This window comes from Actinomyces urinae (assembly GCF_900119695.1).
GTDB lineage: Bacteria > Actinomycetota > Actinomycetes > Actinomycetales > Actinomycetaceae > Gleimia > Gleimia urinae.
On sequence record NZ_LT632547.1, the window covers coordinates 601,927 to 626,080 of the forward strand.

The 24,154-nt window shown below is 56.8% G+C and carries 25 protein-coding genes; 15 read left to right on the forward strand and 10 right to left on the reverse strand.

Annotation, left to right across the window (positions count from 1 at the left end; genetic code table 11):
• Position 1 precedes the first annotated feature (1 nt).
• Complete coding sequence (gene moaC / locus BQ7114_RS04030) at positions 2 to 472, forward strand: cyclic pyranopterin monophosphate synthase MoaC (protein WP_072342243.1); 471 nt, start codon at positions 2 to 4, stop codon at positions 470 to 472.
• Positions 473 to 475: 3 nt separating this feature from the next.
• On the opposite strand, the gene BQ7114_RS04035 is transcribed toward moaC, so the two are convergent.
• Positions 476 to 955, reverse strand: a complete 480-nt coding sequence (locus BQ7114_RS04035; RefSeq protein ID WP_072342245.1) for a MogA/MoaB family molybdenum cofactor biosynthesis protein — start codon at positions 953 to 955, stop codon at positions 476 to 478.
• Between the two features lie 59 nt (positions 956 to 1,014).
• Between BQ7114_RS04035 and BQ7114_RS04040 the strand changes: the two genes are divergently transcribed.
• The 5 genes from BQ7114_RS04040 (at position 1,015) to BQ7114_RS04060 (ending at position 6,258) form a co-directional block, all read left to right on the forward strand.
• Positions 1,015 to 1,737 (forward strand): HesA/MoeB/ThiF family protein, encoded by a 723-nt coding sequence (locus tag BQ7114_RS04040; protein ID WP_072342248.1) that lies wholly within the window; start codon positions 1,015 to 1,017, stop codon positions 1,735 to 1,737.
• Between the two features lie 8 nt (positions 1,738 to 1,745).
• Positions 1,746 to 2,981 carry a molybdopterin molybdotransferase MoeA gene (locus tag BQ7114_RS04045; RefSeq protein WP_072342251.1) on the forward strand — a complete coding sequence of 412 codons (1,236 nt, stop codon included), beginning with the start codon at positions 1,746 to 1,748 and terminating at the stop codon, positions 2,979 to 2,981.
• Between the two features lie 111 nt (positions 2,982 to 3,092).
• Positions 3,093 to 3,488, forward strand: coding sequence for a TOBE domain-containing protein (locus BQ7114_RS04050; RefSeq protein WP_072342253.1), 396 nt, complete (start codon positions 3,093 to 3,095; stop codon positions 3,486 to 3,488).
• 19 nt (positions 3,489 to 3,507) lie between these two features.
• Positions 3,508 to 4,275, forward strand: coding sequence for a molybdate ABC transporter substrate-binding protein (gene modA / locus BQ7114_RS04055; RefSeq protein WP_072344780.1), 768 nt, complete (start codon positions 3,508 to 3,510; stop codon positions 4,273 to 4,275).
• Between the two features lie 123 nt (positions 4,276 to 4,398).
• A complete protein-coding gene (locus tag BQ7114_RS04060; protein WP_230205958.1) occupies positions 4,399 to 6,258 on the forward strand; it encodes an ABC transporter permease in 1,860 nt (619 codons plus the stop codon).
• Between the two features lie 69 nt (positions 6,259 to 6,327).
• On the opposite strand, the gene BQ7114_RS09135 is transcribed toward BQ7114_RS04060, so the two are convergent.
• The 3 genes from BQ7114_RS09135 to BQ7114_RS04070 all read right to left on the reverse strand — a co-directional run bounded on the left by BQ7114_RS09135 (position 6,328) and on the right by BQ7114_RS04070 (position 7,384).
• Positions 6,328 to 6,402 carry a 50S ribosomal protein bL37 gene (locus tag BQ7114_RS09135; protein WP_370870625.1) on the reverse strand — a complete coding sequence of 25 codons (75 nt, stop codon included), beginning with the start codon at positions 6,400 to 6,402 and terminating at the stop codon, positions 6,328 to 6,330.
• 123 nt (positions 6,403 to 6,525) lie between these two features.
• Positions 6,526 to 6,789 carry a mycothiol system anti-sigma-R factor gene (gene rsrA / locus BQ7114_RS04065; protein ID WP_034500396.1) on the reverse strand — a complete coding sequence of 88 codons (264 nt, stop codon included), beginning with the start codon at positions 6,787 to 6,789 and terminating at the stop codon, positions 6,526 to 6,528.
• Positions 6,790 to 6,793: 4 nt separating this feature from the next.
• Positions 6,794 to 7,384: a sigma-70 family RNA polymerase sigma factor gene (locus tag BQ7114_RS04070; RefSeq protein ID WP_072342259.1), complete on the reverse strand. Its 591-nt coding sequence runs from the start codon at positions 7,382 to 7,384 to the stop codon at positions 6,794 to 6,796.
• Between the two features lie 95 nt (positions 7,385 to 7,479).
• Between BQ7114_RS04070 and BQ7114_RS04075 the strand changes: the two genes are divergently transcribed.
• The 3 genes from BQ7114_RS04075 to rsgA are packed head-to-tail and all read left to right on the forward strand — an operon-like array spanning position 7,480 to position 10,334.
• The gene (locus BQ7114_RS04075; RefSeq protein WP_072342261.1) at positions 7,480 to 7,989 is read left to right on the forward strand and encodes a DoxX family membrane protein; all 510 of its coding nucleotides are present in this window, start codon (positions 7,480 to 7,482) and stop codon (positions 7,987 to 7,989) included.
• Positions 7,979 to 9,298, forward strand: a complete 1,320-nt coding sequence (aroA, locus tag BQ7114_RS04080; protein ID WP_072342264.1) for a 3-phosphoshikimate 1-carboxyvinyltransferase — start codon at positions 7,979 to 7,981, stop codon at positions 9,296 to 9,298. Before BQ7114_RS04075 ends, aroA begins: the two co-directional genes overlap by 11 nt.
• A complete protein-coding gene (gene rsgA, locus BQ7114_RS04085; RefSeq protein WP_072342267.1) occupies positions 9,291 to 10,334 on the forward strand; it encodes a ribosome small subunit-dependent GTPase A in 1,044 nt (347 codons plus the stop codon). The genes aroA and rsgA overlap by 8 nt, the downstream gene beginning before the upstream one ends.
• Here rsgA and BQ7114_RS04090 read toward each other — a convergent pair.
• Positions 10,331 to 11,071, reverse strand: coding sequence for a glutamine amidotransferase (locus BQ7114_RS04090; protein WP_072342270.1), 741 nt, complete (start codon positions 11,069 to 11,071; stop codon positions 10,331 to 10,333). The genes rsgA and BQ7114_RS04090 overlap by 4 nt on opposite strands.
• A 57-nt stretch (positions 11,072 to 11,128) precedes the next feature.
• Here BQ7114_RS04090 and BQ7114_RS04095 point away from each other — a divergent pair, with 57 nt between their 5' ends.
• From BQ7114_RS04095 to BQ7114_RS04105, 3 genes are read left to right on the forward strand one after another with little or no spacing between them, the layout of a single operon-like run.
• Positions 11,129 to 12,034, forward strand: a complete 906-nt coding sequence (locus BQ7114_RS04095) for an inositol monophosphatase family protein (protein WP_072342272.1) — start codon at positions 11,129 to 11,131, stop codon at positions 12,032 to 12,034.
• A 34-nt stretch (positions 12,035 to 12,068) separates the two neighbouring features.
• The gene (locus BQ7114_RS04100) at positions 12,069 to 13,256 is read left to right on the forward strand and encodes an exonuclease SbcCD subunit D (RefSeq protein WP_072342275.1); all 1,188 of its coding nucleotides are present in this window, start codon (positions 12,069 to 12,071) and stop codon (positions 13,254 to 13,256) included.
• Entirely contained in the window at positions 13,256 to 16,267 is a 3,012-nt protein-coding gene (locus BQ7114_RS04105) for an AAA family ATPase (RefSeq protein ID WP_072342278.1), read from the forward strand. Before BQ7114_RS04100 ends, BQ7114_RS04105 begins: the two co-directional genes overlap by 1 nt.
• 24 nt (positions 16,268 to 16,291) lie before the next feature.
• On the opposite strand, the gene BQ7114_RS04110 is transcribed toward BQ7114_RS04105, so the two are convergent.
• Genes BQ7114_RS04110 through BQ7114_RS04120 form a run of 3 tightly spaced genes read right to left on the reverse strand, consistent with a single transcriptional unit; the run spans position 16,292 to position 18,604 of the window.
• Positions 16,292 to 16,696, reverse strand: a complete 405-nt coding sequence (locus BQ7114_RS04110; RefSeq protein ID WP_072342281.1) for a DUF6912 family protein — start codon at positions 16,694 to 16,696, stop codon at positions 16,292 to 16,294.
• A gap of 25 nt (positions 16,697 to 16,721) precedes the next feature.
• Entirely contained in the window at positions 16,722 to 17,987 is a 1,266-nt protein-coding gene (locus BQ7114_RS04115; RefSeq protein WP_072342284.1) for a CpaE/TadZ family protein, read from the reverse strand.
• A 2-nt stretch (positions 17,988 to 17,989) separates the two neighbouring features.
• Positions 17,990 to 18,604, reverse strand: coding sequence for a hypothetical protein (locus tag BQ7114_RS04120; RefSeq protein WP_143236787.1), 615 nt, complete (start codon positions 18,602 to 18,604; stop codon positions 17,990 to 17,992).
• Between the two features lie 169 nt (positions 18,605 to 18,773).
• Here BQ7114_RS04120 and BQ7114_RS04125 point away from each other — a divergent pair, with 169 nt between their 5' ends.
• Entirely contained in the window at positions 18,774 to 18,983 is a 210-nt protein-coding gene (locus BQ7114_RS04125) for a helix-turn-helix domain-containing protein (protein ID WP_072344783.1), read from the forward strand.
• A gap of 34 nt (positions 18,984 to 19,017) precedes the next feature.
• On the opposite strand, the gene BQ7114_RS04130 is transcribed toward BQ7114_RS04125, so the two are convergent.
• Positions 19,018 to 19,533 carry a hypothetical protein gene (locus BQ7114_RS04130; protein ID WP_143236788.1) on the reverse strand — a complete coding sequence of 172 codons (516 nt, stop codon included), beginning with the start codon at positions 19,531 to 19,533 and terminating at the stop codon, positions 19,018 to 19,020.
• 133 nt (positions 19,534 to 19,666) lie between these two features.
• Here BQ7114_RS04130 and BQ7114_RS04135 point away from each other — a divergent pair, with 133 nt between their 5' ends.
• Together BQ7114_RS04135 and BQ7114_RS04140 are read left to right on the forward strand one after the other, a co-directional pair.
• Positions 19,667 to 20,587, forward strand: a complete 921-nt coding sequence (locus tag BQ7114_RS04135; RefSeq protein ID WP_072342293.1) for a LysM peptidoglycan-binding domain-containing protein — start codon at positions 19,667 to 19,669, stop codon at positions 20,585 to 20,587.
• Positions 20,587 to 21,165, forward strand: coding sequence for an Rv3235 family protein (locus BQ7114_RS04140; RefSeq protein ID WP_072342296.1), 579 nt, complete (start codon positions 20,587 to 20,589; stop codon positions 21,163 to 21,165). The genes BQ7114_RS04135 and BQ7114_RS04140 overlap by 1 nt, the downstream gene beginning before the upstream one ends.
• Before the next feature lie 50 nt (positions 21,166 to 21,215).
• Here BQ7114_RS04140 and secA read toward each other — a convergent pair whose 3' ends face one another.
• A complete protein-coding gene (secA, locus tag BQ7114_RS04145) occupies positions 21,216 to 24,047 on the reverse strand; it encodes a preprotein translocase subunit SecA (RefSeq protein WP_072342300.1) in 2,832 nt (943 codons plus the stop codon).
• Positions 24,048 to 24,154 lie beyond the last annotated feature (107 nt).

Below are 24,154 nucleotides of genomic sequence, written 5' to 3' on the forward strand. Positions count from 1 at the left end.
AATGAAGTTCACTCACCTTAACAATGCGGGCGAGGCCTACATGGTTGATGTCACCGCAAAAGTGCCTACCGTTCGCGAGGCAACCGCGGTTGGTAAAGTCACCGCATCCGAGACAGTAATGCAGGCACTACGCGACGGCACCGTGCCCAAGGGAGACGTGCTGGCAGTTGCGCGTATTGCCGGCATTTCGGCAGCTAAACGCGTCCCCGAACTGTTGCCATTGGCCCACACCATTGGCGTTCATGGCGCAGCGGTTGAGCTGGATCTGCAAGACGATCACGTTGCGATCAAAGCCACCGTTCGCACCGCGGACCGCACCGGGGTAGAGATGGAGGCCCTCACGGCCGTCACCGTTGCCGCCCTCGCAATTATCGACATGGTGAAAGGTGTGGATCGCTCCGCCGCCATTGAAGAGTGCAAGATCATCGCGAAATCCGGGGGCCGATCCGGCAACTGGGTGCGCGATGAATAGCGGTTAGTGGTCACCCCCATCCACTTGAGCCAAGATGTGGGAGGCGACCGTCACCACGACCTCAGCCGCGTCGCGAACGCCACCGGTTGAGCCGGGCGCATTCACCACGAGTGCGCCCTCTTTTGTTAAACCAGCCAAGCCGCGCGTAATGAGGGCGTGGGGAGTGTGTTGCAATCCCTTAGACACGATCGCACTCATTAGATGGGAAAGCTCACGCTTAATGAGTGGCGCCGTGGCCTCGGGGGTGAAATCGCGCGGCCCTACCCCGGTGCCGCCCGTGGTTAGCACGAGGCGAGCTCCGTCAGCTACGGCCTCACTAATCGAACGCTGGATGGCTTCTATCGAGTCAGGAATCACCACAGGCGCCCCCGCGCTAAATCCCGCCTCCCGCAGAATCTGCACAGCAACGGGCCCAGAGCGGTCTTCATACACTCCTTGGGATGCCCGATCCGAAATGGTAATTACGCAAGCTTTCAGGTCCACAGTGCCTCCTTGATGCGCTAGCGTTTTTCACGTCACTGGTTTTAGCTTACGGTTTACCTATGGGTTCACGATACGAACGCAACATTCTAGTTAAAGACTTTGGCGCCCCAGGTCAAGCAGCCTTGCAAAATGCGCGCATTGGCGTGTTAGGGGCCGGAGGATTGGGCTCGCCCGTCCTCTACTATCTTGCAGCGGCGGGAGCCGGCTACTTGAAAGTGGTGGATTTTGACGCAGTTGAGGAATCCAACCTGCAGCGCCAAATCTTGCACGACACCGAGCGTATTGGGTGGCGTAAAGCTGAATCTGCGGCTAGAACGCTCCGCGCTCTCAATCCCGAAATCACTGTAGATACTGTCTGTGAACGTGTAGACGCAGACAACGCAGCACGTATTTTTGGTGACGTGGACGTGGTTGTCGAAGCCTCGGACAATATGGAAACAAAGTTCATGCTGGCCGATTACTGTGAAGCCTCCGGTCAGCCGTTGGTGTGGAGCAGCGCAGTGGGAATGCAGGCGATGGTAACCACGTTCGCTTCGCGCCCGCTTGCCGCGGATCCTAGCGAGAAAACGGCTACTTTGCGCGAGCTGTACCCGCAATTGCCAGATCCGCAGACCACCCCCACAGCTGCAACGCAGGGCGTGCTCGGCCCCCTCGTTGGAGTTGCCGGATCCCTAATGGCGATGGAAGTCATTAAGATTGTGTGTGGCATACCCGGGGTGCTGGTGCGCCGCCTCGCTCTTGTAGATGTGCGCGAAACCGGAGTTAGGCTCGTCGAGTTTTAGGAGAATCCTTGATCAGCGTTGAAGACTACTTTTCGCAAGTAACCTCAGGTATCACTCCCCTTCCAGCAGAAGAACAGCCCCTCGAATCTGCCCTTGGCAGCACCTTGGCAGCGAGTATCGAGGCCCGAGTTGCGGTGCCGCCCTTCACCAACTCTGCGATGGACGGATTTGCGGTGCACGCAGGTGACGTTCAGGCAGCGTCAAAAGATACCGGGGTGACACTGCCCGTTCTTGAGGACGTTGCCGCGGGAGCCACGACCAACGCTACGCTAAAGCCCGGCTTTGCAACGCGTATCATGACGGGCGCTCCCCTACCCGATGGCGCCGACGCGGTGGTGAAAGTTGAAGACACCAACATTCAACCCGGCCCGGTGCAAATGCCGGACCAAGTCACTATATTCAGCGCTGTCCAGCCCGGAACAAACGTACGCAAGGCCGGTGAAAACGTTGCCGTTGGGAGTCCTATTCTTGAGGAGGGAATTGTGGTTACTCCCCAGGTGCTGGCCGCTGCCGCCTCGGTAGGATACGGGAAGCTGACGGTAGTTCCGAAGCCTCGGATTGCGATTATTTCTACGGGAGCGGAGCTCCAGGATCCCGGGATCGATATCGCTCACGGTCAGATTCCTGACTCGAACGGGATCATGCTGGACGGTTTAACACGCTCGCTGGGAGCGGAGGTAACGTATCGAGGTCGCACCGGCGACGCGCCCGAGCATCTCGAGCAGATGTTTAACAAGGTGGGGCGCAATGCGGACCTCATCATTACTTCGGGCGGGGTTTCTGCCGGAGCGTTCGATCCTGTAAAAATCGTCGGTAAGACACACAACTTCACCTTCGAAAAAGTAGCCATGCAGCCCGGAAAACCACAAGGACACGGCGTCATTAACGTGGATGGCCGAGGCGTGCCCGTCATGTGTCTTCCCGGCAATCCGGTGTCGGTCTACGTATCGTTCATGTTATTCGTGCGCCCGATTATTTCCATATTGGCCGGCCGTCCCGGAAGCAAGCTGCAGGCGGTACCCGCTCTGGCCGGCACATCGTTCAAGTCTGCCAAGAATAGACGCCAGTACGCCCCCATGCGCGCCGAACTGAGCACGAGCGGAATTACGGTTTACCCAACCCACTCGCAAGCCTCCGGCTCTCACCTCATCGCCACTTTGCACCAGGCTACCGGACTTGCGGTTATTGCAGCCGACGTGGATGAAGTGGCACAGGGCGACCTAGTGCAATACATTCCGCTCTAAACTGCGCTCTTGCCTGATCCTCCGCAGTCATCTCACACCGCAACATTCAATAACGCAAATGCGCCTTCTCTGCGATAGTAATAACGCATTTGCTGATATAAGGTTTGGGATGTGAAATATTTACGAGTATCAAATGTAGCCACTTTACTTGGCGTATCCACCGACACAGTTCGACGCCTAGTGGAAGATGGCGCGATTAACGGCACGCGCCAGGATGGGCGCATTTTGATCGATGGCAAGTCCCTAGTTGAGTACATTCGCAAGATCGCAGCAAAAGACGATCGTTCTACGCGTGGCACAGAGGTTAACTCCATCCGTAACCAGCTGACCGGCATCGTCACAGACATCACCTCCGATAAAGTCATGACCCGAGTCGAGATGATCTGTGGCCCGTTCCGAATCGTTTCTCTAATTTCCACCGAGGCCGCGCAAGAAATGAAGCTCGAGGTAGGCTCGCTCGCCGTTGCCGGCGTGAAGTCCACCAACGTTTCCGTAAGCCTTCCCTAGATTCGCAATGAGTATGAACATGAAGAAAACAGCTAGAGTTTTCGCCTCCCTCACCGCCGCATCGATGATGCTCGCAGCATGCTCGGGCTCTCCCGCCCCGGCAGATAAGGAAGGCACCGAGCCGCAGACGTTAACCGTTTTTGCAGCGGCCTCGCTAAACAAGGTCTTCCCGCAGATCGCCGAGGAAGTTTTTGAGCCCGCAAATGAGGGCGTGAAGGTGTCCTTCTCGTTCGAGGGTTCCTCCACCCTAGTGGACCAGCTGAAGAACGGCGCCCCGGCAGATGTATTCGCCTCCGCTGACACGCGCAACATGGATAAGGCAACGGATGCGGACCTCGTTGACGCGCCCGAACCGTTCGCACTGAACACACTTACCCTAATCGTTCCGGCAGGAAACCCGGGTGGGGTTACGGGTCTCGACGACTCTTTGAAGTCCGCAAAGGTCATCAAGTGCCATGCGGAAGTACCCTGCGGCAACCTGACCAACAAGGTGCTTGACGAGGCCGGAATCGAGCTCACGCCGGTATCCGAAGAGCAGAAGGTAACCGACGTGCGCGGCAAGATCGAGTCGGGCGAGGCCGACGCAGGCTTCGTCTACATGACCGACGCTATCGCTGCCGGCGACAAGGTGGAGATTATTCCCATCGACGTCAAGGGCGTAAACGAGTACCCCATCGCTGTTGTAAAGGACTCTAAGTCTCCTGAACTCGCACGCAAGTTTATTGAGGCTGTGCTTTCAGATGAGGGCCAGGAGCTGTTGAAGCAGTACGGATTCGCCAGGCCGTAGCCTTACGGATCGCAGGACACAACCGTCCCGGCACGTTGGGCAAAACGCCGCCACCCGGCCAAATGGAACCCGCCGTGCCGGGACGAACTAATGAAAAGCGGGCGAGCACAAATGTGGAAGATCTTGAGCAGGCAGCATAGCAACAGGCGCGAGGCCGCGGCCGGCCCCGCGCCCTGGCTTGGAGTTCCGGCAGCGATAGCGCTGGCTTTTGTGGTAGTGCCATTTATTGGCATGTTCGCCGAGGTGCAGTGGGGAGACCTCCCTGCACTGTTGGCCGGCGAAGCCGCACGAGATGCTCTTTGGCTATCCCTCAAAACAACCTTTGCCTCAACCATCATTTCGCTACTTCTTGGAATCCCCTTAGCGCACATCCTCGCCCACACCAGCCACGGAGCACGCGCAAGTTTGGGTAGCGCCTCACGCCTGCTGGTCACGCTCCCTATGGTTGTGCCGCCCGTCGTCGCCGGTCTTGCGCTCCTGGTCACGTTTGGCCGGCGCGGCCTGATTGGCTCTTACCTGCACGTACTGGGCATTGAGATCGGCTTCAGCACCATCGCAGTGGTCATGGCGCAAGTGTTTGTGTCCATGCCGTTCCTCGTTGTCTCACTCGAAGGCGCACTGCGTTCACGCGGACGTGACCTCGAAAAAGCGGCAAGCAACCTGGGAGCTTCTCGCACTCGTATATTCTTCGAGATCACGCTACCCCTTACTGTTCCCGCAATGGCCTCAGGTACAGCGCTAACCTTCGCGCGCGCCCTCGGCGAGTTCGGCGCAACCATCACGTTTGCCGGGTCCTTGCAGGGGGTGACCCGCACTCTCCCCCTCGAGATTTATCTGCAGCGCGAAATTGACACCGGCACTGCCCTAGCCCTCGCAACCGTGATACTTCTAGTTGCCGGCCTTGTAATCGCTATAACTAGTGCTATTGCAAGGGCATCTGCGCGAAGGTCCAGTGAAGAAGTGCGCGGGCGGGAACCTGAATCTGCGCACCAAAACCAGTTGGACACCATGTGCGAGTTGAGCGAACTCGACATGTCACTAAAACAGTGGGAAAACGCCCCAGTTGGGATCGAAATAAACGCGGGCGTATCCAAACGACACGTTCATATCGATGCAAAACTAAAGCGAGGCGCGATTACGGCTATCGTTGGCCCAAACGGCTCGGGCAAGACAACCGGAATCGAACTGATTGCCGGAACCTTAGCGCCCTCTAGTGGAAGCAGGCGCCTCAACCTAGGAGAAAACCCCACAATCGTGTGGTTAGAGCAACGCGCACTTCTATTCCCCCACCTAACAGCTTGTCAAAATGTGGCGTTCGGGCCGCGAATCAGAGGTCTTAGTTCCGAGGCGGCAACCAAGCGCGCCCTCGCTGAGCTCGAAGCCGTAGGATGCCTGCACTTAAAGGACCGCCTGCCAAACGAACTCTCCGGAGGTCAAGCACAGCGCGTCGCAATAGCACGCGCCCTCGCTGTAAACCCCGATCTCGTTTTGTTGGACGAGCCTTTTGCCGCCGTCGACTCTGAGATTGCCTGGCCCCTTCGCCTGGTCCTGCGCGAGCGCATCCGCGCCGCTAAAGCCACCGCCGTGATGGTCACCCACGACCTCACCGACGCCGCATTCATGGCAGACCAAATCATCACCCTAGAAGAGGGCCAGGTTAGCGAGAGCGGATTCAAAACCCAGGTGTTGCAAGCCCCCTCCTCCGACTTCTTAACACGCCTTACAGGCGCAAACACGGTTACCGAGGGCAATCAAATCGTGGTGGTTCGCCCATCTGATTTCCGCGTTGAGGTGGGGCACACCGGAGGCGGAATTCACGGGCAAATCCTGCGCCGAGTGCTTTCACCAACCGGTGAGATTGCGATTATTAAGGGCGAGGACGGTGAACTGCTCTCCATATCGATCAACGCCTACAACGCCGGTGTGCTTCAGCCGGGTAGCGCCGTGACACTTCACGCCGGGCCCGTCAAGTCCCGGCAGTGAACCAGGCAATAGGCATAGAAACCAAAGAAAAGAGGCTCCCGGAAAATCCGGGAGCCTCGAAGCTTTTGCTTAAGAGTTGGGTCGCTTGCCGTGGTTAGCGGCGCTCTTGCGACGTGCCCTGCGCTTGCGGCCTCGCTTGCTCATTTCGACTCCTCTACCTACTTCATTAAACAGCTTTGCTATTTTCGCACAATTTGCGAAGTTTTAACAGCCCTGCCGGCGCGAAACCACCGAAAAACACGCAAACGTGACTAAATCAACCTGAAACTAGTCCCACTGCCGCGTAATATGCGTGACTCGCACGCTCGCAACCACGCGCGCCCGAAGCGATGATGGCGCTTGCTTCTCGTAGCACTTACGCATCAGTTCACGCACGTGCATTTCCGCATCCACGCGATCCGCGCAATGCCTACACGTCTCCAAGTGCTGTGAAAGGCGATACGCCAACTCGTCCTCCAACGCGTCATCAGCAAACGCGTAGAGGAAGGAGCTCAGTTCCTCGCAAGGATCGCAATCATTGTTGTTAAGCATGATCCTACTTCACTCCAATTCCCATTTGCTTCGCATAGTCTGCAAGCGCCGTTCGAAGCTGCGCGCGGCCGCGATAGATTCTCGACATCACAGTGCCAACGGGGGTACCCATGATTTGGGCGATCTCTTTATAAGAAAACCCTTCAACGTCGGCGAGGAGCACTGCCTCGCGATACGTGTCAGAAAGAGACTCGAGGGCTTCACGAACCGTGTCGTCTGGTAGCGAATCAAGCGCTGCGGCCTCCGCGGATTCCAGGGCAACCGGATGGTGATTGGCGGCCTCAAGTAGCTGCCAGTCCTGCACTCCCTCATCAGAGGTTTGTTGCGGCCGACGCTGATTCTTGCGGTAGGTGTTGATGAACGAGTTCTTCAAGATGCGATACATCCACGCCTTCAAGTTGGTACCCGGCTTGAATGTGTTGAACGAGCTAAACGCGCGCACGTACGCGTCCTGCACCAGATCTTGAGCGTCTGCCTCGTTACCGGTCATACGAAACGCCGCCCCGTACAGCTGGTCTAGCAAAGGGAGCGCCTCTTCTTCGAACCGTGCGCGAAGCTCGGCCTCGTCTACCTGTTCCTTCTTGTCCATCACCATCGAGCATACTTGCACCTCCAACAATTAAGGCAACAACAAAGCCCTCATTTTTCTTCCGACCTCCACTAACGCTGAGATGTAGGTAACATGGACCTATGAAGGTTTTACGGATGATTGCAAGGCCACTAATCGTGGCTCCGTTTATTGTTGATGGTCTTTCAGCTGTGAAAGACCCCGATGCGCACGCACGTCAATTCCAGAAGGTCTCGCCCTACCTTGAGCGTTTAGGGGTACCTCCTGTAATCACATCAGATGCAAAAATGGCCTCGCGCGCACTCGGCGCCGTCACCGTTCTGGCTGGCACCAGCTTTGCGCTTGGCAAAGCACCGCGCACCTGCGCCGCTATCCTCGCCGCTACCGCCGTCCCCATTGCACTGGTTCAAAACCCCGTGTGGACCGCGAAGGACCACACCCAAAAAGAGCGCTACCGCCGCGGCCTGGAACGTTATGGCGCTGCCCTAGGCGGCCTAATTCTTGCAACAGTTGACCGCGAAGGCGAGCCCTCCAAGACGTGGCAGCTTGCCAACTGGCGCGAACATCAGCTAGCTCTAACGCAGGCACGCAACGAAACGTGGGAAGCCGCTAAGGAAGCATTTGACGCCTAACCCTTGGCTCGCGCCGCAGGCAACAAAACCTGTTGATAGCGATGTCACGATTCCCGGTTCGAAATCTTTGACGAACCGGGAGCTCGTGTTGTCGGCGCTCGCGTCTGCTCCCTCCACAATTTGTGGTGCACTTAGCGCCCGCGACACCCGTCTTATGGTTGAGGCGTTGCGTTCTTTGGGAGCGCAGGTAGAGACCGGAGCTGACAACTGGGCGATTACTCCCATTCCGAGCGTTTCCGGTTCTACGCCGATCAGCATTGACTGCGGCCTTGCGGGAACCGTCATGCGATTCATACCCGCCATTGCCGCGCGTTGTTCGCGACCAGTGCGCCTCACCGCTGACAGCCAGGCAAATGCCCGCCCGATGGCTGGCCTGCTCAAAGCACTGCGTTCCATCGGCGTGAGCATCACGCATGAGGGCGACGAAACCTTTCCCCTTACCGTGCAAGGCCCCGCGTACGTGCGCGGCCCCATAAGTTTGGATTCATCCTCCTCGTCCCAATATCTATCCGCACTGTTACTCGTTGCTCCGTTGCTAGCAAGCGATCGAGAATTCATTGAGATTGAGCTGGAAGGCACGCTACCATCGCGGCCACACGTTGAAATGACGCTTGCCTCGTTGCATCTACGCGGCGTAGAAGCCGATTGGACGAGCGAGCGCGCACTGCGAATCCAACGCGGCGATATAAACGCGCGAGACTCAGTGATCGAGCCAGATCTTTCTAACGCCGGCCCGTTCCTAGCCGCCGCCGCAGTTACCGGAGGCCACGTTCGCATCCCCTACTGGCCGCTCCAAACCACGCAAGCAGGCAGCGAGTGGCTACCTATTTTGCGCAACATGGGTGCCGACGTGAACCTCGTGCCGCAAGGCACCGTGTACGGTACGCTGTGCTTGCGCGCCGGAGAGCTTCACGGGTTTACCGGCGACATGTCCCAGGTTGGGGAACTCGTTCCTACACTTGCCGCAATCTGCGCGTTCGCAGCCACTCCCTCAAAACTCACGGGAATCGGGCACCTTCGCGGACACGAAACCGACCGGCTAAAAGCGATCGCCACCGAACTGGCAAAACTGGGTGTGCACGTTGAAGAGGGAGCTGACTACCTCACAATTGATGGTACAAACCGCTGGGTGGGAAACCTTCGCGAACCGGCCCTGCTACATTCCTACGCAGATCACCGGATGGCCACATTCGGCGCCATTATCGGCCTGCGCGCCCCGCAAATCTACGTTGATAACGTGGAAACGGTGGCGAAAACTATGCCTGATTTTGTAAACCTTTGGACGAAAATGCTGGAGCTAAATGTCTAGACGAGACATTGGAACCGACGACCCGCGCGTAAAAGTACGCCCCGGAAAAGGCTCGCGCCCGCGAACCAAACGACGCCCCAGCTATGAGGATGCCCCCACGGGACGCGTGATTGCGGTTGATCGAGGCCGCTACCACGTGATTGCTGAGGACGGCACGCGTGTCACCGCTGTGAAGGCCCGCGAGATTGAGCGCGGCGGCATCGTTGTGGGAGACAGCGTGAAGCTGACTGGCGATCTCACGGGACGCAAGGACACTTTGGCACGCATCGTGCAGGTAAATGAGCGCAAGAGCGAACTTACGCGCTCCGCGGAGGATGCCGAGGCAAAAGGCCGCGAGCGCACCATCGTTGCCAATGCCGAGATCATGGTGATCGTGGTGGCGAAGACGAATCCTCCGGTTCGGCCCGGATTCATTGACCGGTGCCTCGTCGCCGCCTACGACGCGGGACTAACTCCGATTGTGTGCCTGACCAAAGCTGACCTGGGTGATCCAGATGACGTTGCTACGTTCACGGCCTCGCTGGGGATTGAGACCTACACCGTTTCGATGATGCCGGATCACCCCGCACATGCTGGCTACGAGGACGTCATTGGCCGGCTGACCGGGCACACCTCCGTACTCATCGGTCACTCCGGGGTGGGTAAATCCACGCTCATTAACGCGATTATTCCAAACGCGGATCGGGCCACGGGCCACGTCAATGAAGTGACGGGGCGAGGACGCCACACCTCGACCTCCGTCGTGGCTCTACCGATGCCGGGCGGCGGTTGGGTTATTGACACTCCGGGCGTGCGCGGCTTTGGCCTTGCACACGTTGAATCGCACACCGTCGTTGCGGCATTCGATGAGCTTTGGGACGTGACCGAGGAATGCCCGCGCGGCTGCGAACACCTAGCCAACTCGCCAGACTGTGCCCTCGACGACTGGGTTCGAAATGGAGGCCATGACAAGGATATTCGCGATATGCGCGTCCAGTCGGTTCGCCGTCTCCTCGCCTCTCTGAAGGTCGCGCAAGAAAAACCCTGGGAGAACTAGCTCGAGTACATGTCGACGAAGTTCGAGATGATTTTGTGCGCGGGCGCAACGTCAGAGCCAATGCACTGATCGATAATCTGCTGTTGATCATCCGGCTGATAGTAGCCCGAAGCTGCATACCCGATGATACGCAACTTCAGGGCAGGCCAATCAAGTTCGGGATGGAACTGCGTGCCGTACATGTTCTGTTTTACCTTAAACAACTGGATTGGGCAGGCCTCGCCGCGCGCCAGAAGCGTTGCCGATTCGGGCAGTTGCTCACACGCCTCCTTGTGGCCTACATAGGCCCGGAATATGTTTGGAATTCCGCGCGTTATCGGGTCTTCACGCCCCTCTTGCGTGAGCTCAATGACGGGGGCAGAAATAGATTCACCATACTTTTCTGAGATCTTGCCACCCTGGTGACCAAGCAGGGTACCCACGCCATAACAGATGCCAAGAAACGGGAAATCCTTTGCAACCAAATGATCCATGAGGTCCTGAAGCTCTGCTTCTACACGAAGTTGCACATCTGTTTTCTTCTCAATCGGGGCGAGCGAGTCGAAGGGCGATCCGCACAGGATCACGCCGGCCCACTCATTCAGGTTGAGCAGTGGGAGCGGACTCTGTTCAAGCCGGTGCCAGACCAGCTGGTTTGAGTCCAGCCCTGAAAGTTTTCTCAGCATTTCGACCTCGGAGGTCAAAATTGCGGGCTCGGTGCGCGTTGTGATCATTAAGAACTTCGCGTTGGATTTCATTTGCTCAGCTTACGGGATTACCCGGCCATGCGCGCCCGCGCGGGGTAGTTTGGACACATGGATAAGACTTTGCATGGCAGTGGACAAAACACGGCATCGACCGCAGATTTAAAGCTGGCACACGCCCTCGCAGATCGCGCTGACGCAGTGACGATGGCTCGCTTTCAATCGGATGATCTAAAGGTCGCAACGAAGGCAGACCTATCTCCCGTTACCGACGCTGATCGCTCTACTGAGGCCGCGATTCGCGAGCTACTGGCCACCCATCGTCCGGATGACTCAATTTTTGGCGAAGAAATGGGAGTTACTGGAAGCTCCACGCGCCAGTGGGTGATTGACCCGATTGATGGCACTAAGAACTTCCTTCGCGGCGTACCCGTGTGGGCCACGCTTATTGCTCTGGCCCAGGACGGCGAAGTAAAAGTTGGAGTGGTATCTGCCCCAGCCCTTGGCAGACGCTGGTGGGCGGGCAAAGGCCTCGGCGCCTACGTGGGCGTCCAACAGGCACTGCGTGAATCTTCAAACTGTTGCGGCTCTAACGATTGCTGCGCTGATACGCCAGTTTCGGGCGCATTTGATTATGTGAACGCCGGGCAGCGCATTCGCGTATCTACCATCGACCGTTTTGAAGATGCCTCACTGTCTTACTCCTCCTTGTCAGGATGGAAGGCACGCGGCAGGTTAGATCATTTCCTGGACCTTACTGATCGCATGTGGCGAACTCGCGCATACGGCGATTTTTGGTCGTACATGATGGTGGCCGAGGGCGTGTGCGACGTTGCGGCAGAACCAGAGCTAGAAACCTACGATATGGCGGCCCTTGTGCCCATCGTGACCGAGGCAGGGGGCCGTTTCACCTCTTTGCTGGGCGAGGACGGACCGTGGGGCGGCACGGGGGTTGCGACAAACGGCTTGCTTCACGATGAGGTGCTACAAACCCTGGCGTGGAAAGAGGGACAGTAAAATTTTTGTCCGTACCGTTCGCTAACCTGTAGGCATGAAGTTAATTCACACCGCAGATTGGCACCTGGGCAAGACGCTACACAAGCAGTCGCTGGAAGAATTTCAAGAGACGCTTCTTGACCACATTGTCGATTTGGTGCGCTTCGAAAAACCCGATGCGCTCCTAGTTGCCGGGGATGTTTACGATCGTGCGATTGCTCCGACCTCGTCAATGAATCTGCTCGAGGACGCACTGCAGCGCCTCATTGAGCTCACTCAGGTCATCATGATTCCGGGTAACCACGATTCTGCGGCCAGGTTAGGCTTCGGATCGGAGCTGTACACTGAGCGGTTAAAGATCGTTTCGCGTACGGCAGACGTAGGGAGGCCAGTCGTGATCCGAAGCGGATCCGAGGTAGCCAACATCTATCCGATTCCCTACCTGGAGCCCGATATAGCCCGCGTTAGCCTCTCCGATGAGGTCGATGACTCTGGAGTGCTCACCGGCCTTGCTCGCAGTCATCAAGCCGTTATGGAGGCTGCTCTACGGCGAGTAGACGCGGACCTCGCCAAGCGCGAAGGCATGGGCATAGCCATGATTCACGCATTCATTGCTGGATCCGAAACCAGTGATTCTGAGCGTGACATTTCGGTTGGAGGTTCGCAGTCGATTGCCCCCTCAACCTTCAAGGCTATGGGCACAAACAAGCCACTTTCGCGCGGGCTTTCCTACGTTGCTGCCGGTCACCTGCATCGGCCCCAGCAACGCAACACTGATGGGCCAATCATCCGCTACAGCGGGTCTCCCCTGCCCTTTTCATTCTCCGAAGCACGCGACAAAAAGTGCACAACTATACTTGAAATTGAGAACGGAGTTATCGACCTGCGCACTGTGCCCGTGCCCCAACCCTATTCCCTCCACCAGATCCGCGGGACCATTGCAGAGCTTACGTCCGATGTACCCGTATGGGCGAAAACCGGATTCGCCCACGTAGAGGTCACCGACCTCACAAGGCCCGAGCATCTTCACGAACGCATTAAAGCTAGTTACCCAAAAGCTCTTCTGATTCGACATACTCCTCCGACCTCGCAAATCGAAGGAACGGTAGCGGCGATCGAGAAGAAAACACCACAAGAGCTTGCCGAAGAGTTCTTTGAACTCGCGCTTGGACGCAAAGTGCTACCTGAAGAAAGCGACATTATTGAGCAAACGTGGGAAACCGTGTTGCAGGAGGAGAAGTAATGCGACTACTTACACTCGAGTTTCAAGCACTCGGCCCCTTCGCCGGACACCACCAGATTGACTTCACTCGGTTCGAACCATCCGGCCTGTACCTTCTGCGCGGACAAACCGGTTCGGGTAAGTCAACCATTATCGATGCCATCACGTTCGCTCTCTATGGCAATGTTGCTGGAGGGCAAACCTCTACACGTGACCGATTGCGTTCCAACTTTGCTAGCCGCAACACCGACACGTTTGTGCGCTTGCGTTTTGAAACGTCACACGGCGCATTTGAAGTCACCAGGCGTCCAGCTTATGTCAAAGAAGGCAACAAGACGCCGACACCTGCAAGCGCTACCCTGGTTAAGCTCGACAGTAGCTATGACCCTGACAGCGCCCCATTCGTCGGAACTGGCGAAGAAGTAGCGACCAGGGCAAGCGCCGTCACGGATGAAATTACGCGCGTAGTGGGCCTGGGACTAGACCAGTTCCTCCAAACTGTGGTTTTACCGCAGGGCAAATTCGCAAGCTTCATCCATTCAAGCCCATCGGAGCGCAAAGATGTCCTCGAGGACATTTTCGGCACGGTGCATTTTCGCCGTTTCACCGAATCCTTGACTCTGCAGTCGAAAGCTGCGCGCGCCGAGTTTGACGAGCAGCGCAATGCCGTAGCGTTTCAGGCCGGTCAAATCTGTGAGGAAGCAGCCACTGCAGTCAGGCTGGCCAACTACGAAGAAGCAATCGGCTACGCGCTCACCATCTCTAAAGAGCTCGAAGCTGAAGCAAGGCAAGCCGAAGACCGGCTATTCCGCGCCGTCGCCGACGTGCGTGAAATAGAAGCCACCGAGGCTGAGCGCGAGAGGGTTGAAACCACCACGCTTCAGTGGAACGCTGCACGTAAGCAACTCGCCGAACTTGAGCAAACCGCCGGCGAGCACAAACAACGCGAAGCCGAGTTGAAGCACGCACGCGAAGCACTTGCACTTAACGCAGACCTGCTTGCCAAAGAACGTGCGACCACAGCCCTCGAACAGGCAAAAGCAGATGCGGCTTCCAGCATTGATGCAATTAACGAGGAGGACGCTGACCTGCGCAGCACTGCGCGCGGGGCTATCGATGGCTCCTCCTGTGAGGCGATTCGTAAGCGCGATGAGGAGCTAACCCGCGAACTAACTCGGCTCGAAGAAACCGAGCAAAACATCGAGCGGTTAGAACAACTATCCGCGCAGGTTGAACAGCTTGGGGCAACTATTGTCGAGCTGGAACAGTCAGCGTCAGAGCACCAAGCCAGAATCGATCAGTTCAAGCAAGTTGAACAAAATGCTGAAGCCGCCGTGGCTCAGATGGAGCAACAAGGGCGTAGCTACACAGGTCTCTTAGACCAGAAGAATGAGCTCTCACTGCGTCTAGATGCTTCCAAGAGCGCCGACAAAGAAAGAGCACACCTCCTTGAAATCTCCGAAGAGATTGGCCACAAAGCAAAGGAACTCGAGCAGGCTCGCACCCAAGCACAAGGTCTAGCCGCAAAGTGGATAAACAACTCCGCCTTAGAGCTGGCTGCGAAGCTTGTCGATGGAGAAGAATGCATAGTATGTGGATCTACCAACCATCCTCACCCGCATGAGGGCTCACCAACCGACATCCAGCGCGAAGAAGTTGACGAGGCCCGGGTTCTCGTAGCGCGGATCGAAGCGTCTCTTACTGCAACCAGAGAAGATCACCAGCGCATCGTTGAAGCCATCAAAGAACTCAACCAGAAGGCAGGCGCAGACACCGCGTCACTACAGATCGCGTATGACGACATCGACGCGCAAGTTGTAGCGGCCAAACAAGCAGGCGACATCGCCAGCCAGTTACGTAAAGACCTTGCCGAATCGCGCGTGCAGGTTGAAGAATACAAAACCCAGATTGCCAGTGATCAAGCCAAGATTGCGGCGAATACCAAAGACGTTGAGAATAAGACCGCTGAGATTGAGCGTCTCTCACAACTGGTAGAACAGGCGCGTGGCTCCTTCACGTCCGTTGCCGAACGACGCGAAAGCATCGCCACCAGGCAAAACCGAATTCGGCACATAGTCGAGGCAATCACCGCATTTGAAGATGCTCGCAACCGGCACGCGGATGCCGTAGCCGTGCTGGACGAAGCCCTGGCAAATAGTACATTCGCCTCCGCTAACGAAGTCCAAGAAGCACTACTGCCCCAGGCCGAAATCAATGCATTAGAAGAGCAAATCTCCAACTACAACCTGACCAAACGCCAAGCGGGCGCCGCGATCGAAGAAACCGAGCGATCCGGGCTTGTGCGCACCGAATATCCCAAGCCTCTTACTAATGCGCTATCTCGGCTTCGTCGTATCCACGAAGAAGCCACCAGTACACACGCCCTCGCAAAGAATGCCCTCACTCAGCACGAGGGACAAGCGGGCAAACTCAGAGCAGGGATAGAAAACCTGCAGACGTTGGAAAAGGAGTTGGGACCAATCCGACGCCTCGCTGAGCTTGCGCAGGGGGCAAGACTCGAAGATGGTACTCCAATCCCCTTCGACACCTGGGTCATAATGCGACAATTCGAACGCGTGCTCGAAGCCGCCAACCCCTACATACTGGAGTTCTCTAACGAACGCTACCAACTGCGCCGAGTTAGCCTAGACGCTTCTAGAAAGAGTCAGCACGCCGGACTTGGACTCGCAGTCATCGACCTGAGCACAGACACAGAACGCTCCCCCGCATCACTATCTGGAGGCGAAACCTTCTACTCTTCGCTCGCACTCGCGCTCGGCCTCGTAGAAGTAATCTCATCTGAAGCGGGCGGTCTGGACCTAAAATCAATGCTTATCGATGAGGGGTTTGGCTCGCTGGACCAAGACGCGCTAGACAAGGTCATGAATGGACTTCAACGCCTGCGCGCTTCCGGACGAACCGTAGGCGTCGTGTCACACGTAGCCGAAATGCAACAACGCATCAGTGACGGCATCGAAATCAAACATGCGAAATCGAAAGGATCGACACTTGTAATACACGCCGCCGACTAGCGCCGCCGCACTTGAATGCCAGTCCTATTCTCGCGCATTCAATGCCTGGCAGAGCTGGGCGCGCTCACTTATATCAAACCATTCCAAGAAAGCATCCGTGAGCTCTTCCACGGCATCATCAGCTTCCTCTTGCGTTGTAGCCGCGCATGCGCGGCGAACCAGTGGCTCAGACTCAAGGCCGTCCACCAAGATGGCCTGCGCGTTCTCCCACACCGGCTCCCCCTCTAGGGCTACCACAATGCGTCTTTGCGTGGGCTCCTCTAAATCACGCACAAGCTCCAGCGAAATCAAAGAAGCTACCACAGCAGCTTCATACTCGAACCACTCCCGCTCTTCCGCGCAGGTCGCTCCAGAAGATGGAGTAACCAACTCGCGGACAGGCAGATCCCCACAGAGCTCAGACGCAACCAAAGGCAAGAAACAGCGCATAAAACGAGTTTAAAACAGGCCCAAACTATTTGCGACCAAACAACATAAAGCCCGGCCGCTTCGACTTACGCCTACTACGCCTGCGCGCCGGGGCAGATTCGGCTTCCCCAGTACCAATCAGCTCAATAATCTGTGCGATCCCAGCAGCGAACTTGGACTCACCCGATGCCATAACCGTCGCCGCAGAAAGCACTGCCTCATCCACATCCGTGCTGTCCTCAATCACCACGCGAGGAGTCACTGGAGCGATGGAGGCGAGCACCGTATCAATCGGGCGACTCACCGATCCGCCCGTACCCGCGGTGCGCGCCCGGTTTACTACCAAAGCGTCTGGACGCACTCCAGCCTCTTCGGCCTCGTACAGCGTGTGCGTAAGCCGAGTCAGTCCAATCGCATCGCCACGAGCCACAATCAGAACCACATCAGCGTCTTCCAAAACCGTGCGGTTAATGTCTTGTGGCGTTGGCACAAAAGTTAGCTGCGACGGATCATCATCAGCAAGACCGTCAGCCAAATCCACAACCACGTCACCCAGCTTGCGCAGCTCGCTCAGTACGTCCGCAACGACTTCAGCGCGGAGCATTCTCCACTTATCGGCGCGCGTCAGGCCAGAAAGCAAGTGGAAATGCTCATCAACCAGCAGGCGCGCATCGTCTAAAGCCAACCGGGTCATCTCACCCTGGTTACGTAAATACGAAGCCTCCAACAGGCCCGACTGCGGAGCGTCAAATCCCAGCATGAACGCCAGCGACGGGGCGTGAGCATCAGCATCAACGAGCGTCACCTCACGTCCCGCAAGGGCCAATGCGTGAGCCAAATTCAATGCCACCGTGGAGCGCCCCGGTGCACCCGATGTGCCCCACACCGCGATCAAACGTCCTTGATAATCAGCAACGTCGCTAGGCGCCGTAGGAGCAGAGAACACTTGGCTCTCTTGCCCCATCATCCAGTTTTGGATCCCCATCGTCAGGGTGTCCACCACAAACTCAGCACTGGACGCATCAGAGCGCGCGTCCTCCCCGATGGAGGCTGCCGTAATCGGATCATCAACCACCAGCAGAACAAAAACGCCGGCCTCGTGAAACTCATCTACAACAGAGCGATCCAAGCCAGGAGCTCCGCCACGTGCGACCACAACCGAGCCGATTCCCGCACGCACGCACGCGCGTGCTTCTGCTAAATCCGCACATCTACGTTGCACGGAAAACTTCGACGACTGCGCGTTGAGTTCCCGGATCACTTCCGTCTCAAAGGGCTCGTCAAGCCAAACAATTACACCCTTGACCGCCATCGCTACCCCGCGGGAACCACAATCAGGGAGCTCTTGGACCCCGTTGCTGCCAACACTGTGTCCAAATCCGACTCGGGCACTGAAATCTCAACGCTTTGGGCGCGATTTACCAGCGTTGTATCCGGCTCTGAAATCGAAAGAATAATAGCCGAGGACGCAATCATTCTCGGCTCCGTTTGGCTACTGAGCGGCGTATCCGGCGAATCTACGGCCCACACCTCAACCGTGGAGCCGGTGGACACGGATGAAGGAATGCGCGTAGCCACGTTTATTACAACCTGTCTGCGATCGAGCGAAGCCGCGCTTGCTACCGCATCACGAGGAAGCAACTCGCCTGCACTGAGGGTACGGGTTGCCACAGCGCCCTCGGGCAGCGCTCCGGCCTCCAAATACGCCGTTGACCCCGTACGAGCGGACACGATTGAAAGAGCAGAGGCTTGAATGGGCTGGCCTTGCGCAACCGGAGCGTTCAACTGGTAAACGCTCTCGCCTCCGCGAGCCTTTTGCACCAGCCAAGTAGTAGCGAGGATCGACACTACAACCAGGGCAAGTCCAAGAAGAAACCTGGGATCAGTAAACACGTGCGAGCGACGCACTCTGGGTAAAGCTTTAGACACGAGACAATGATGCAGGAATTTTCACCGCTTGTGGAAGATATCCACAGTTTGGTCTCACTATGGAGATTCGCGCTCCAAAATAACCAGTTTTCGCGGTTAATTAGCGGGCCTTTTACACAACTGCATTCGCGGACTGTTCAGAACTGGAACGAAGTGAGACAATATGGACATGAGCCAAAGATTCTTAACCATTGCGGATGTTGCCGAAACTCTTAACCTGTCTCAGTCCGCAACCCGCGCGCTACTCTCTTCGGGTGAGCTGCCAGCCATACAGGTGGGCGGAAAACGAACTTGGCGAATCGAGGCCTCCGAGCTTGAGCACTACATTGAGCGCCAGTACGCAGCCACTCGCGAACGCATCGAATCGGGCAAGATCTAGGCTTCCCACAAATCTGCAGCAACCACCAATCTGCTTAGAATCCCGGCAGGAGGCGAATGCTAAACAAGTGAGATAGCGACACCGAAGAGACCCCGCCTTCGTGCCCTATATCCACGTGATCCATGTAAACCGAAACAATAAAACCGGTTAGAGAAGTTGCTCCCACCTGCACTGCCACGCGGCGACGCTGCCGCATAATTTGGCGCAAAATAGCCGATAACCCCAGGCGCTTGTCTATAAGACTGGGCTCTGGCGCCACTCTTGCGAGCCCTTCAACAACCGCTATCGACGCTGCGGAGACCAACTCTTGCACTGCCCCATCCTCAAGCAACACCCAAGCCGGATTAGAGCGGATTATTCTTCCCTTCGCGCTAACACCAAAGGAAGAAAACACCTTTATTTCAAGGCCTTCTGCGGCCCGCAACCTATCTGATATCCCCGCCGAAACCAGTTCGGCCTCGGCAAGCTCCGCCACCTCTTCACGGCTTTGCAGCGCCTCTTCGCCCGCGAACTCCTGCGCAAGACCGGCAATTATCTTCTCGAAATCCATCTCCTGATTGAAACACATCCAGGATTCAGCATCGGGTTTTCCACCAATTTTCGAAATGCTATTGACTTACTAACCCCTGGCGTGCAAGCATCAATCATCACGAACTGATATGAACTAACACGAAAGAGGGGAAATGGAGTTGAATAGGAACTTAAAATCCAGCGCAAGCATTGCGCTGGCCAGTGCCGCTGCGTTCATTGTTACCGCGGCCGTATCACTCTCGATCGCGATCGACAACGCGAATGCGTTCGACCTTCTTCAAACCGATGCGAATGCAATCTTGCACAGTTCTTTGAATCCAAACGCGTTGGCCCTACCACTGATCACCGCTCTTCTTGGCTTTGCCATAGCTGTGTTGTCTCTGTGGAGCCTCACTTCCCTGCTACTCACCGAGATCCTTCTCATTCTTGCAAGGCGAGGCACACCCGTTCAGCGCCTACTCGAACTCGCGGTTAACACCGCGAGCCCTTTAGTCCGATCCGTGTTGAAGAAGCGGGTCGCAACGCTTGCAGTGTCGGCATCTCTCGTGGTGAGCGCTACCTCAGCGTTTGCACCGGCACCCACAACGGTTCAAGACAATCTGGGATGGCAGGCAGTATCGACACAAGCGACTCGCCCATCCCAAACGAGCGTTCCATCCGACCTCACGCTATCTGACCCATCGGCACCCACTGCACCGACCCCGCAAGCTTCATCGCCTACCCAAGGAGCGCAAGAGACCACCAGCGGCAGTGCTAACCTTCCGGCTTCACATGCACATCTGGCAAATGAATCCTCGAACTCTCAAACCACCGATGCTCTGCCGCAGGTAAATAGAAACAAGAACGCGGCCGCCGGAGAATCTGAGCCGACCATTGCCTCGGATGAAAAATACGTTGTGCGCAATGGGGACAGTCTGTGGACCATAGCCGCCCGCCATCTCCAAAGCAGCGATCCCACCAAGATTTCTGCCGAATGGCACAGAATCTACAACCTAAACAAATCCGTTATTGGCATCAACCCCGACCTCATCTATCCGGGAACAACTCTGACCTTGCCTGAGGAGGACCTCTAATGTCTACAGCACTTGCAGCCCTCGAACCCGTTTACGAACCCGTCGAGCTACGCACCGTCGAGGGCGGCAAAAGCCCTGCAAGACGGCCCTCTGACATCAAGATCAAGCGCGCGCCCAACCCGGTACGAGCCCTCAACGGCATCTTGCCCAAGCCCACACCTGCGGGGCGTCATTGGGCAATGATTGACGCGTCCTGGGATTACTCAAAACCTGAGGCTGAAATTGACACCATTGGGAGAGCAGACCAGCTTCCTGACGCCCGCAACTGGAGCCGCGCCCTGGCGCTCGCGATCGTTGAGACACTCAGCGGACAAAAGTATCCCAGCGCACTAGAACGCTTCGTCACCCCAGACCTTTACGACGCAATCGAACGAAAGGTCGCTCTCGCCACCAGACTGGATGGGCCGGCGGGGCGCTCCGCTAGAACAAAAGCCCTGTCTTCCAGAGTATGTGTGGTCAATGAATCCATTGCGGAGACCACACACGTTGTCGTTAAGGGCGAAACTACCCGAGCCGTTGCCATTCGCCTTGAAGCTCGCAGAAGACAATGGGTGGCCACCGCCCTCGAAATCCTGTAAAGATAGCCCGCCACCTGCAAATGCAAATGGCGGACAATCCTAATACGCTCTTAGCGGCGCTTGCGCTTTTGCGCCCTGCGCTGCGCGCGATTCATCGCAGGAGCCGCTCCACCCTCTGACGGAGCGGAAGCCTGCCTGCGGCCGCTCGGACGGAAAGCGGAACCCTCATCTGGGATTCCATCCGAATCCCCTGACCCAGCAGGGCCAGACATTTGCATCTTTCCAAAGTGAGAACGGCCCACATCGCCCATCACATTGTCACTCTTAGGCTGATTCAAAGCCTTTGCCTGACGAGCAACCGCAGACGCCTTCGCCGCGTCAAGCTTCTCCTCCTGCTGCTGCAGTGCAAGCTCAAACTGGCCAGCAAACGAGAACGCGAGTTTCACAGCCTCCTCACGAATGCGCTCCATCATCGCCTGGAACATCTGCGCGCCCTCAGACCCGTACTCAACCAGAGGATCACGCTGTCCCATCGCGCGAAGGCCGATACCCTCCTTCAAGTAATCCATCTCGTACAGGTGCTCACGCCACAACTTATCAACCGAAGCCAGCACAACGCGGCGCTCCAACGCCCGCATCGGCTCCTCTCCAAGCTGCGACTTAGCTAACGGATTTGCGCCTACCTTCTCAGAAATCTTGTCGTACTCATTGTGGATATCCGACACGTACTCAAACGCAAAATCTTCAGCCGAAGCGCCCGAGCCCTCACCTACTGCATCCACGATCTCTTGCGGACGAATCGACACGGGATAATACTCGCGCAACGTCGAGAACAAACCATCGAGATCCCAATCATGCTCATCGTCTGACGGAATGTACTGGGACACCACCTGGCGCACAAGTTCTTCCATGAAGAACTTCATCTGCGGGTTCATGTCTTCACCCTCAAGGACACGGCGACGCTCACCGTACACAGACTCGCGCTGGCCGGTCATCACATCGTCATACTTGAGGACGTTCTTTCGAATCTCGAAGTTACGAGCCTCAACCTGCGCCTGCGCCGAAGCAATGGACTTTGAGACCATCTTCGACTCGATCGGCAGATCCTCAGGATAGTTACCGGAAGCCATGATGCGCTGGGCAAGCCCCGCATTAAACAAGCGCATCAAGTCATCTTCCATCGACAGGTAGAAGCGGGACTCACCCGGATCGCCCTGACGGCCAGAACGACCCCGCAACTGGTTATCAATACGGCGCGACTCGTGCCTTTCCGTACCCAGCACATACAGGCCACCAAGCTCCACAACCTCATCGTGCTCCGCAGCGACGGCCTCCTTCGCGGATTCCATCACCTTCGGCCACATCTCGTTGTACTTGTCCGCATCCTCCTGCGGATCCAAGCCCTCCGACGCCATGTGAGCAAGTGCAATATGCTCAGCGTTACCACCAAGCATGATGTCCGTACCACGGCCAGCCATGTTCGTAGCCACCGTAACAGCACCCTTACGACCCGCCATGGCCACAACTGCGGCCTCACGCGCGTGCTGCTTGGCGTTCAAAACCTCGTGCGGAATGCGACGCTCCTTGAGCATGCGCGAAACCAGCTCTGACTTCTCCACCGAAGTCGTACCAACCAGGACGGGCTGGCCCTTCTTGTGGCGCTCCTCGATATCCTCCACCACAGCCTTCATCTTGCCCGCAAAAGTGGGGTAAATCAGGTCCGACTGATCCTTACGAATCATCGGCCGGTTGGTTGGGATAGGCACAACACCAATACCGTAGGTAGAAACAAACTCCGCAGCCTCAGTCTCTGCCGTACCGGTCATGCCAGCACGCGAACCCTCCGGGTACAGGCGGAAGTAGTTCTGTAGCGTGATCGTAGCGAGGGTCTGGTTCTCCGCCTTTATCTCCACGCCCTCTTTAGCTTCAATCGCCTGATGCATACCCTCGTTATAACGACGACCTGGCAACACGCGACCGGTGTGCTCATCAACGATCAGCACTTCACCGTCCTGCACGATGTAATCCTTATCGCGCTTAAACAGTTCCTTGGCCTTAATCGCATTATTCAAGTAGCCGATCAGAGGGGTGTGCGCGGCGTCGTACAGGTTGTCAATACCTAGCTGATCCTCAACCTTGTCGATGCCCGGCTCAAGAATGCCGATAGTGCGCTTCTTCTCATCAACCTCGTAATCAACCTCAGGTTCGAGCTGGCGCACCAAACGCGCAAACGTCATATACCAATCATCCGCATTGCCCTGCGCCGGCCCCGAGATAATTAGCGGCGTACGCGCCTCGTCAATCAAAATCGAGTCAACCTCATCGACGATCACGTAGTTATGACCGCGCTGCACCATGTCTTCAGGCACCTGCGCCATGTTGTCACGCAAGTAGTCAAAACCGAACTCATTGTTGGTGCCATAAGTGATGTCGCAGTTGTACTGCTTGCGGCGTTCATCGGGCGTCTGCCCCACCAAAATACACCCGCAGGAAAGACCCAAGAAGCGGTAAACGCGGCCCATCAGCTCCGACTGGTAGGAAGCCAAGTAGTCGTTCACCGTAACCACGTGCACGCCCTTGCCATCCAGCGCGCGCAGATAAGCCGGTAGCGTTGCAACCAGCGTCTTGCCTTCACCGGTCTTCATCTCCGCGATGTTGCCCCTATGCAACGCCGCGCCGCCGATCAGTTGCACATGGAAGGGGCGCAACCCCAGCACGCGATCTGCGGCTTCGCGAACCGTTGCGAAAGCCTCAACCAACAAGTCATCAAGCGTCTCGCCCTCTTCTAGGCGTTGCTTGAACTCATCCGTCTTCGCCTTGAGCTCCTCATCAGTGAGGTCCCGAAAATCGTCCTCCAGGGCATCAACCTGATCCGCAATCGCTTCAAGTTTGCGAAGGGCGCGGCCCTCACCCATCCTCAAGATCTTGTCAATAATAGACACGGCGCTCCAAAAGTTGTCCTTACACAGTTGGTTCCCATTGTAGACCGACAGCCGCGCGGCCGCCGCACCCGACCGGCTCGAAAATGATCGCAACGCCAACAGTCCTG

Coding starts and splice junctions, on each gene's coding strand:
- BQ7114_RS04135 (WP_072342293.1), top strand. CDS start 19,667: ATGGAGTTGAATAGGAACTTAAAATCCAGCGCAAGCATTGCGCTGGCC.
- BQ7114_RS04110 (WP_072342281.1), bottom strand. CDS start 16,696: ATGCGCTGTTTCTTGCCTTTGGTTGCGTCTGAGCTCTGTGGGGATCTG.
- rsrA (WP_034500396.1), bottom strand. CDS start 6,789: ATGCTTAACAACAATGATTGCGATCCTTGCGAGGAACTGAGCTCCTTC.
- rsgA (WP_072342267.1), top strand. CDS start 9,291: ATGTCTAGACGAGACATTGGAACCGACGACCCGCGCGTAAAAGTACGC.
- moaC (WP_072342243.1), top strand. CDS start 2: ATGAAGTTCACTCACCTTAACAATGCGGGCGAGGCCTACATGGTTGAT.
- BQ7114_RS04070 (WP_072342259.1), bottom strand. CDS start 7,384: ATGGTGATGGACAAGAAGGAACAGGTAGACGAGGCCGAGCTTCGCGCA.
- BQ7114_RS04125 (WP_072344783.1), top strand. CDS start 18,774: ATGAGCCAAAGATTCTTAACCATTGCGGATGTTGCCGAAACTCTTAAC.
- BQ7114_RS04075 (WP_072342261.1), top strand. CDS start 7,480: ATGAAGGTTTTACGGATGATTGCAAGGCCACTAATCGTGGCTCCGTTT.
- BQ7114_RS04130 (WP_143236788.1), bottom strand. CDS start 19,533: ATGGATTTCGAGAAGATAATTGCCGGTCTTGCGCAGGAGTTCGCGGGC.
- modA (WP_072344780.1), top strand. CDS start 3,508: ATGAAGAAAACAGCTAGAGTTTTCGCCTCCCTCACCGCCGCATCGATG.
- BQ7114_RS04105 (WP_072342278.1), top strand. CDS start 13,256: ATGCGACTACTTACACTCGAGTTTCAAGCACTCGGCCCCTTCGCCGGA.
- BQ7114_RS04100 (WP_072342275.1), top strand. CDS start 12,069: ATGAAGTTAATTCACACCGCAGATTGGCACCTGGGCAAGACGCTACAC.
- BQ7114_RS04140 (WP_072342296.1), top strand. CDS start 20,587: ATGTCTACAGCACTTGCAGCCCTCGAACCCGTTTACGAACCCGTCGAG.
- BQ7114_RS04095 (WP_072342272.1), top strand. CDS start 11,129: ATGGATAAGACTTTGCATGGCAGTGGACAAAACACGGCATCGACCGCA.
- BQ7114_RS04040 (WP_072342248.1), top strand. CDS start 1,015: ATGGGTTCACGATACGAACGCAACATTCTAGTTAAAGACTTTGGCGCC.
- BQ7114_RS04090 (WP_072342270.1), bottom strand. CDS start 11,071: ATGAAATCCAACGCGAAGTTCTTAATGATCACAACGCGCACCGAGCCC.
- BQ7114_RS04115 (WP_072342284.1), bottom strand. CDS start 17,987: ATGGCGGTCAAGGGTGTAATTGTTTGGCTTGACGAGCCCTTTGAGACG.